Source organism: Rothia sp. HMSC069D01 (genome assembly GCF_001810135.1).
In the GTDB taxonomy this organism is placed as follows: domain Bacteria; phylum Actinomycetota; class Actinomycetes; order Actinomycetales; family Micrococcaceae; genus Rothia.
Genome location: NZ_KV800094.1, coordinates 40,877 through 50,459 on the forward strand (window position 1 = coordinate 40,877; position 9,583 = coordinate 50,459).

Genomic DNA, 9,583 nt, shown 5'->3' on the forward strand with positions numbered 1-9,583 from the left:
AATGACTGACAAGGCTATGGCACACTTCGCTGGCGCCGATGCATGGGTCGAGCAGTATTTCCTGAACAGCCCCGAAGATGAGCGTGAAGAGTTCACCCCGGCAGAGTTAGAGGATTTGGCTCGCACCCACCGTGCGCTGGCTCAAATCCGCCTGCCCAAGACGCCTGTCGTTGCCGCACGCAACGACGAGTACAACACCACCCTGTACGTCGCGACCGACGACATGCCGCACATCGTCAGCTCCCTGACCGCATGCCTTGCCACGCACTTTGGTGGTTTCGTCACCATTCTTCACCCCACCTTCCTCGCCGAACGCGGCCCGGACGGTAACCTCCTGAGCCTGCGTGGCACCGGCATGCGCGGCAACCTTGCCAGCGGCGATACCGCCACTCTTGGCGTGCCCTCCCTCAAGCTCAGTGATAACGCCCCCGAGGGCACCACGGTCGCTATTGAGTCCTGGATTGCGGTCCGCCTGACCCGCTACCTCACTGAGGAAGATCAGCGCCGCTGCGAGAAGGAAGTTGAGCGCGTCCTCGCTGACGTTCGCGCATGCCACACCGACCTGGACGCCATGGTCACCCGCGTTTTCGACCTGGCGCAGTCCATGTACGATCTGCGCGGCGCAACCCTGGGTCATGGTGAGGAATCCTATGCCGCCAACCCGCGCGGTGTGGAGCCTGCATCCCGTGTGGAGGTGGCACAGGACTTCCTGCGCTGGCTGACCCGCGGCAACTTCGTGTTCATGGGCGTTAAGGAGCGCGTGCTGGACGGCACCTCCGGCGCTATTTCTCTGGTGGACCGCCCCGGTTCGGCGCTCGGTATTCTGCGCACCACGGAGGGTAGGAGCCGCATCCCCCTTTCGGGTGAGACCCTGGAGCGTGCCCTGTTCCCGCGCCCCCTGTACATCACGAAGGCGAATTCCCGCTCCACCGTCGCACGGAACGACTACCTGGACTACATTGGTGTGCGCCGCTTCGACCTGAATGGCCGCGTGATTGGTGAGTACGTCATTCTGGGCCTGTTCACCCGCCAGGCGTACGCACTGCCCGCTATTGAGACTCCGCTGGTGCGTGAGCGTATCGCGATGGTGCGCCGCCGCCTCGGCTACCACCCCGGTTCTTACTCTGACAAGGCGCTTCTGGGTGCCTTGGAGGATTACCCGCGCCTGGAGCTGCTGCACGCTTCCGCTAATGATCTGACCGATACGTTCGGCGGCATCATGGGCCTGGAGGAGCGCCGCAAGACCCGCCTGTTCCTGCGCGCTGACCGGTTCAACCGGTTTATTTCCGCCGTGGTGTACCTGCCTCGGGATCGTTACAACACGAACGTGTGCTCCCGTATCCAGCGGGTGTTCCAACAGGAATTTGATCTTAGTGCCATCGACCATGAGGTGTACCTGTCCTCCTCATCGTTGGCGCGTCTATTTTTCCGCATTCGGCTCACCAACCCCAACGATGTGCCGAAGACGGATCATCAAGCTCTCGAAAAGCGACTGCAAGAAGCCGCCCGCTCCTGGGTGGAAGCAACCGCAGCTGCTATTGAGGCATGGAAACCCGGAGCGGCAGGCCGCCGCCTCGCATCAGCCTGGGCAGATGCGACTAGCGCAGCCTACCGAGCCGATTACACAGTAGAACAAGCAATCGAGGATATCGTGATTCTTGAATCTCTCTCGGGCCAGAAGCCCGCCGCAATCAAGGTTGAAGCCGGCGAAGCCAACACCACCCGACTGAAGACCTACCTGTCCGCACCTCACACCCTCACCGAGCTTCTGCCGGTTATGCAGAATATGGGCCTGGTCGTTGTTGATCAGAAGCCCTACGAGTTCAAGCCTGAGGATGGCGAAGACTACGGCTACCTCTACGACTTCGGAGTTGAATTCCCCGAGGGCGTGGACGCAAACGCTGTGGCTTCCCTGTACGAGGATGCCCTGAACGCCTACCTGCTCGGTGAGCGCGAGTCCGATACCCTGGACCGCCTGATCCTGGCTGAGGGCCTGACCTGGCAGGAAGTACGTCTGTTCCGTGCCCTGAACCACTACCTGATTCAGCTGGGCCTGGGCTACACCCCGTCCTTCATGTCGAACACCCTGCTCGCTAACCCGGCCATCACCAAGCACCTGGTCGAGTTCTTCGAGGTCAGCTTCGACCCGAACAACGGTCTCAACGATGAGCAGCGCAACGCACGCCGTGACGAAATCGAAGCAGCCCTGGTTGAGGAACTGAACCAGATCCCCACCCTGGACGCTGACCGCTACCTGCGCTCCCTCGGCAAGGTCATCCGCGCTATCCTGCGCACCAACGCATACCTTGCTGACCGCCCCGCACTCGCATTCAAGGTGGCACCGCAGGAGATTGACTTCGCACCCCTGCCCCGCCCCAAGTTCGAGATTTTCGTATACTCCCCGCGCGTTGAGGGTGTTCACCTGCGCTTCGGTAGCGTCGCACGTGGTGGCCTGCGCTGGTCGGACCGCCGCGACGACTTCCGCACCGAGGTTCTGGGCCTGGTCAAGGCACAGATGGTGAAGAACGCCGTCATTATCCCCACCGGCGCGAAGGGTGGCTTCTACCCCAAGCAGCTGCCCGACCCCGCAGTGGATCGCGACGCATGGATCACCGAGGGCCGTGAGTCCTACAAGGTCTTCATCGGCTCCCTGCTGGACGTCACCGACAACCTTGCGGTGGGCACCGACGGCTCCGAGACCGTTGTCCGCCCCGAGGGCGTTGTAGCACGCGACGCTGACGACTACTACCTGGTCGTTGCAGCGGATAAGGGCACCGCAGCATTCTCCGACACCGCAAACGCAATTAGCCTCGAGCGCGGCTTCTGGCTGGGCGACGCCTTCGCATCCGGCGGCTCCGTCGGCTACGACCACAAGGCTATGGGCATCACCGCACGCGGTGCATGGGAGTCCGTTAAGCGTCACTTCGCTGAGCTCGGCCACGACGCTCAGACCGAAGAGTTCACCGCAGTCGGCATTGGCGACATGTCCGGTGACGTGTTCGGTAACGGTCTGCTCCGCTCCAAGGCAACCCGCCTGGTCGCAGCATTCGACCACCGCGACATCTTCCTGGACCCGAACCCGAACGCGGCAGTGTCCTTCGACGAGCGTCAGCGCCTGTACAACCTGCCCCGTTCCTCCTGGCAGGACTACAACCGCGACCTGATTTCCGCCGGTGGTGGCGTGTACTCTCGCGGCCTGAAGTCCATCGAGATCACCCCCGAGGTGCGCGAGGTTCTGGACCTGGACGAGTCCGTCACCGAGCTGGCACCGACCGAGCTGATTTCCGCAATCCTGAAGGCACCGGTCGACCTGATTTACAACGGTGGTATCGGTACCTACGTGAAGGCCTCCACCGAGACCAACGCACAGGTGGGCGACAAGGCTAACGACGCACTGCGCGTCAACGGTAAGGACCTGCGCGCCAAGATTGTTGGCGAGGGCGGTAACCTCGGCTTCACCCAGCTGGGTCGTATCGAGGCTGCGCTCAACGGCGTCATCCTCAACACCGACGCAATCGACAACTCCGCAGGTGTGGAAACCAGTGACCGCGAGGTCAACATCAAGATTCTGGTGGACCGCCTCGTGGCACGCGGTGAACTCTCAGCCGAGGAGCGCGCCTCCTTCATCGAGTCCCTGCAGGACGAGGTTGGCGGCAAGGTCCTCGAGACCAACGTCGACCAGAACGTGCTGCTGCAGGGCGAGTTCCACGGTTCCTTCCTGGGCACCAACCTGTACAAGCGCCTCATGCACGACCTGGAGGAGCACGCCGGCCTGAACCGCGCCGTCGAGTTCCTGCCCACCGACGAGGAGCTGGATGCACGCCTGGAGAACACCGGCGAGCGTCTGACCCGCCCCGAGCTGTCCGTCCTGGCTGCGTACGTGAAGATTTACCTCACCCACGCACTGGAGCAGACCGACTTCGCGGACGACCCCTACCTGGAAGGCGTTCTGCGCAGCTACTTCCCGGCAGCACTGGTCGAGCGCTTCGGTCAGCACCTGGACTCGCACCCGCTGCGTAAGGAAATCATCTGCACCCGCGTCGCCAACGAGCTGGTCAACATCGGCGGTATCACCTTCGCATACCGCATCATGGAGGAGTTCAACGTCGGTATCGATTCCGTCGCACGCGCCTTCATCGTCGCTCGTGAGCTCTTCGAGCTGGGCACCGCAGCTAAGCTGCACCGCGAACTGCCCCCGAAGACCCCGCTGGATGCATGGTTCACCGTCCTGCGCGACAACCAGCGCGTTCTGGATCGTGCGGTCCGCTGGTTCATCACCGAGCGTGGCGTGGTCGCTGGCACCAGCATCTCCGAGCTGCTGGAGACCTTCGGTTCCGTCGTCGAGATGCGTCGCAACCTGCCCGAGTACCTCTCCGGCACCTCCCGCGCTCGCGTCCGTGCAAAGCGTGACGCAGGCGAGGCATGGGGCCTGCCCGAGGAGCTCATCGTCATCTGGATTCGCGGCTTCGAGGGCTACGCCCTGCTGGACGTGATTCGTTCGGCCGCCGATCACGACTTCGAGGCAACCTCGCTGGCACCGGTCTACTTCGCAACCTACGACCGCTTCAAGGTGGACGAACTGCTCGGCCTCATCTCCGACCTGCCCCGCAGCGACCGCTGGGAGATCCTGGCACGCCAGGCAATGCGCGGCAGCCTCTACGAGACTGCTGCAAGCCTCGCACTGTCCGTGGCTGAGGGCGCGAAGGGCGACTTCTCCACCGTGGATGGTGCACAGCAGGCGCTGGCAACCTGGATTGAGGAGCACCCGACCCGCGTGGGTAACATCGACCGCATCCTCGAGGAGATTGCTGAGGCAGCTCCGGATGCAACCGGTCACCCGCGACTGGCTGTAGTGTCCGTAGCACTGCGCACCCTCGCTAGCGCATCCTAAGTAAATAAGACCCGTTAGGGTCGCCGCTTAGAGCATCCCGGTTCCCTCCCGGTCGGAGGGGCCGGGATGCTTTTGCGCAGGAGCATGTTGGGTGGGGACATCCTGCATATTGACGCCCTGCGTGTGGGCGTATCGCTTGGGAATACCCTTCTCAGGGTTGTTGCACCCTACACATATTGCGCAGAACACTGCTCTCACTAGGTGTTTTGCGTTTTGGCGTGATGCACATTATGGGGGTGTGTCCTAAATCCCTTCAAATATCAAGTAGAGGGTTAAGGAAACCAAAGGTTTTAGTTGATATATGCCGTATATTGATTCACGGCGGCATCAGCGCAAACCATGGGGACCCGGCACTTCTCGGTACGACGACTCTTTCCCCTGGCACGTCACACGGTGCTGTTAAAACACACTGCCCCTAATCTTTACGATTATCGACTGAAAGTCTGCAAGATTGTCTACCAACCACGGTACTGAGGAAAAAAGCAACAGCGCATGGCGCCTCCTCATTAACTTTCTGCTTTACGTCTCTCCGGTCGCACTGCTGACCACCATCTTCCCCATCGTCACCCCGACGATTAACCGGTACAACCTCGATGGTGTACCCCTGATTCAGGTGATCCTGGCAGCATCCATTACCGTTCCTTGGCTCAGCCAGGCAGCCTGCCTGCCCCTTTACCGTGCTATCCAGATGGAGCACAAGAAGATTGCGGACGCCCGCGAAGGCCTGCGTATTCACGCTGAAACCCTTGAGCACCAGCTCAAGCGCGCCGAAGCACGCGCCGTACGCGCACGCATGTCCGAGCCGCAGTTCCAGGACATTACCGACCTGACCGCGTTCACCCGCAACTGGCTCTACCTCTTCTTCATGACCATGCCGCTGGTACTGCTCTTCGCCGTACCGGTCGCCCTCGTCCTCCACTGGTCCCCGACTGCATTCGGTGCGTTCTTTGTCCTGGGTGTTCTCAATATTGCGTTCGCGCAGCTGCTGGTCATCCCGAACCTCGCGAAGAACCGCATCATCTGGTTCATCGCGTGGCTCGGCTACTCTCTCGCCCTGCTCTGCTACCCCATCATCTGGTTCCTGCCGCCGCTGGTTGGTTCGCTCATCCTGCTGGTGAGCCTCGGTAAGGACCTGGTGCACCTGCTGCACTTCGCACGCATCCCGCTCAAGGACATTGCACTCGATGCCCTGCGCGGCTTCTTCACCGGCTCCATCATCTGGGCCGATAAGTACATGCTCTTCCTGGTCACCGGCGGCGAGATTAACGTCGTGGCAATCTACCTGAGCCTGATCCCCTGCGTTATCGCCTACAACTACTTCTTCGTGGTGGAGGCAGACCGCGTCAACGCAAGCATCCAGCACCTGTGGACCATCTTCGACCGCCTGCCCTACAAAGGCGTTCAGGAGGAGTCCTCCAAGGCTCTGCGCACCTCCAACCACGCTATCCGCAACTCCCTGCTGATTTACATCGCCAGCGCTATCGTTACCGGCATCCTGATGTTCATCTTCCTGCCGCAGTCCTACCCGCTGGCGCTCTCCGGCCTGGTCGTGGCGTTCCTCTTCGTTGCAGTGGCACTGCTGATCTACCAGATTGAGTACATGACCATGTACGTCACTGTGCAGCTGCTCTCCGCGGCGCACCTGGTGCTGCTCTTCATCTCCTTCATGATTCTGCCCAACGAGACCGGCTACCTGCCCATCATCGTGGGCGAGGCAGTGCTCGCCTTCGCCTGCTACCGCGTCTACCGTCAGGCGTGGGCAGCCCCCGAGTACTCCCTCTTCTGGCGTCGAGCCCTCGCCTGGTAAGAACCGCACGGTCCGCGAAAGATACACACGACAATGACTGAACAGATGTACCGAAACCACTACGCGCCGCTGCAGCTTCCGGCTCCCGGCCCCCACTACAGCGACCCCGAATACCCGGACGTTGACGTCGCCATCATCATGGAATCCACCTACCCCTACCTCAAGGGTGGTGTGTCTGCGGTGGTGCACGATATCGTCTGCGAAAACCCGGATCTGACCTACGGCATTATTCACATCGCCTGGGATAAGAACTCCCCCCACGAAGACCTCTACGGCATGCCCGAGAACGTCAAGTGGGTCAAGGTGCTGTACCTGAGCTTGGAAGTTAACCGCGACGCCTTCGCGGAAGCCTGCGATCCCTCCGCACTGCGCATGAACTTTGCGGAGCGTCAGGCGCTCACCCAGCGCCTCATGGACGGATTCAGCGCCCTCATCGCCGGCGACGTGAACCCCCTCTGGAAGCTCTACGACGAGGGCATCAACCCCGCAACCCGCAGCTACAACCTCTTCGGCCTCTTCGGAACCCGCGAGTTCATGCAGGCGATTGCGGGTCTGGGCTTCTTCTCCGAGGTGCCCTTCGGTGAGCTCTTCTGGAAGGTGCGCGACTTCGTCTCCATCCTCTTTGCGATCCTGCACGAGCGGATGCCGCACGCCCGCGTCTACCACGCCCACACCACCGGCTACGCGGCACTCATCGCCGCCGCAGCCGCACGTGACCACGGCACCAGCTTCCTGCTGACCGAGCACAACCTCTACATTCGCGATACCGTGAACACCAAGCTCGAACGCAACATGGCGAAGCCCGTCACCACCGACTACGCCTTCCTCAACGAAGAGCGTGAGCACCCCGGCCTGGGCCCGGTCACTCTCGACGAGCGTGCCTGGTCCGTCTGGTTCGTCGAAATGGGCCGCTTCTGCTACCCCAGCGCTGACATGGCAACCTACCTGTACCCCAAGGCTCTGGAAGAGGCACGCGGTATTGGCGCGCCCATCGACCAGATGAACGAGGGCGAGAAGGACCGCGCAATCATTTTGCCTAACGGTATGCTCATCGAGTCCGTGGCGGAAGCCTACTACGCCCGCCAGGCGGCGCGTGCCCGCATCCTCGCTGAGGGTCGCGGCCACGTGTGGCGCTTCGTGTTCATTGCCCGCGTGGTGCCCATTAAGGGCCTGACCGACCTGATTCGCTCCCTCGCGGTGCTGCGCGATCAGGGTCTGGTGAACTTCCACCTGGACGTGCTCGGCCCCAAGGACCACCTGCCCGAGTACTACGAACTGTGCCTGCGCACCATCGAAGAGCTCAACATGGGCGAGTACATCACCTTCCACGGCACCGTGAACGTGCGTGCGATGCTCGACCGCTTCGACCTGCTGCTCATGCCCAGCTACAATGAGGGTCAGCCGATTGTGGCGCTCGAGGCGATGGCTGCGTCCATCCCGCTGGTCAGCACCGACGTGGGCGGTATGTCCCAGCTCATCGACGATGTGCTGGTCGCCCCCGACGGCCACGAAATCGGTAACTGCGGTATCTTGACCATCCCCGGCGATATTCACGGCTTCGCGGCGGCGCTGCGCACCCTCATGGAGGAGCCCAGCATCTACGAACGCTACTGTGTGAACGCCTACGACCGTATCGTCAGCTTCTTCCAGCTGCGACTGGTCATGGACCGCTACAACACGATCTACCGCGAGCTGGGCAAGTTGCCCCCTCGCGCCCCCGAATTCGACCCGGAGTACGATGGCGAATAAACTCACCCGCTTGGGCGGACCCGGCAAATTTGGTGCCTGGGTCCGCTACGGCGGTAAGCCCATTACCCAGCAGCAGCTCGATTTTGCGGTCAAGAACTACTCTGTCGCAATCCTGCAGCCCTGGGAACTGGACGCGGCACGCTACCTGAAGAAGCGTGCACCTCAAATGGTGGTACTGGCGTACAAGTGCCTGTCCTCCACCCGCTCTTATGAGCCCGGCCCGATCTATTCTTCGGGTGTGTCTTACCCGCTGGCGCAGTCGATGGCGAACTCCGGTAAGGATTTCTTCGCCCACCGCCTCAACGGTGACCGTATCGAGTGGAAGGGCTACCCCAAGCACTTCCAGATGCAGGTGTGGAACGCCGACTACCGTTGGCACTGGGTGGACGCTGTGGTGCGCGAAATGCGCGACTCACCCTTTGACGGGGTCATGGCTGATAACGATGTGGAGAACGATTACTACGGTCTGGACCTGCCCATCCAGGGCGTGGAGTCCATGACGAAGATCCGTGAGCACCTGGATTTTCTGGTTGCGTACGCCGGTATTGAGCTGAATAAGATTGGCAAGATTCTGGTGCCCAATATTGCTGAGTCTCGTCTGCGTTACGGCAAGTGGGAGCGTCACAGCGCCTACGGTGGCGGCTTTGAGGAGGTGTGGCTCGGCTGGGGTCCGAACGACTACCTGTCTTCGCCGTATGCCGTGATGCAGGGTCGTGAGATTGCGAACGGCTCGGCGGGCGACGTGAACCTGGGTGCTACTTTTGCGGGTTTGGGTGGCCGTAGCGCCGCCTCGCAGAAGAAGGTGACGATTCTGCGCACCCCGCTCAGCGACCGTAAGGCTCCGATTACCGGCACGGATGAGAATTTCCTCTACGGTTTGGCGGGCTTCTGGGTGTTCGGTGGAGGTGCCTTCACCGGCATCAGTGCAACCCACCACGACGCCTACGACGAGATCCCGCACGCCCCGGAGCTCTCCTACGACCTGGGAGATCCGGTCGGCGGTATTATCGCTCAGAAGACCGCTCAGACTCGTGCCTTTACTCGTGGTTGGGCTGCTCTGAACACCGGCTCGAAGGATGTGACCGTGACGGTTCCCTCTCATCTGGTGGATGCGGCAAACCGCCCGGTGCCTTCGA

4 protein-coding genes are annotated in these 9,583 nt (G+C 61.5%); all 4 read left to right on the top strand.

Translation table 11 applies throughout. The features are described 5' to 3' along the window. The first annotated feature begins 1 nt into the window (after window position 1). A complete protein-coding gene (locus tag HMPREF2710_RS03615; RefSeq protein ID WP_070599555.1) occupies window positions 2-4,891 on the top strand; it encodes an NAD-glutamate dehydrogenase in 4,890 nt (1,629 codons plus the stop codon). 451 nt (window positions 4,892-5,342) lie between these two features. Then, the gene (locus tag HMPREF2710_RS03620) at window positions 5,343-6,698 is read left to right on the top strand and encodes a hypothetical protein (RefSeq protein WP_070599557.1); all 1,356 of its coding nucleotides are present in this window, start codon (window positions 5,343-5,345) and stop codon (window positions 6,696-6,698) included. A 33-nt stretch (window positions 6,699-6,731) separates the two neighbouring features. Next, window positions 6,732-8,447 (top strand): GT4 family glycosyltransferase PelF, encoded by a 1,716-nt coding sequence (pelF, locus tag HMPREF2710_RS03625; protein WP_070599560.1) that lies wholly within the window; start codon window positions 6,732-6,734, stop codon window positions 8,445-8,447. Beyond that, the coding region (locus HMPREF2710_RS03630) for a putative glycoside hydrolase family 15 protein (RefSeq protein WP_070599562.1) at window positions 8,437-9,583 on the top strand (1,147 nt) is incomplete at its 3' end. The genes pelF and HMPREF2710_RS03630, both read left to right, overlap by 11 nt.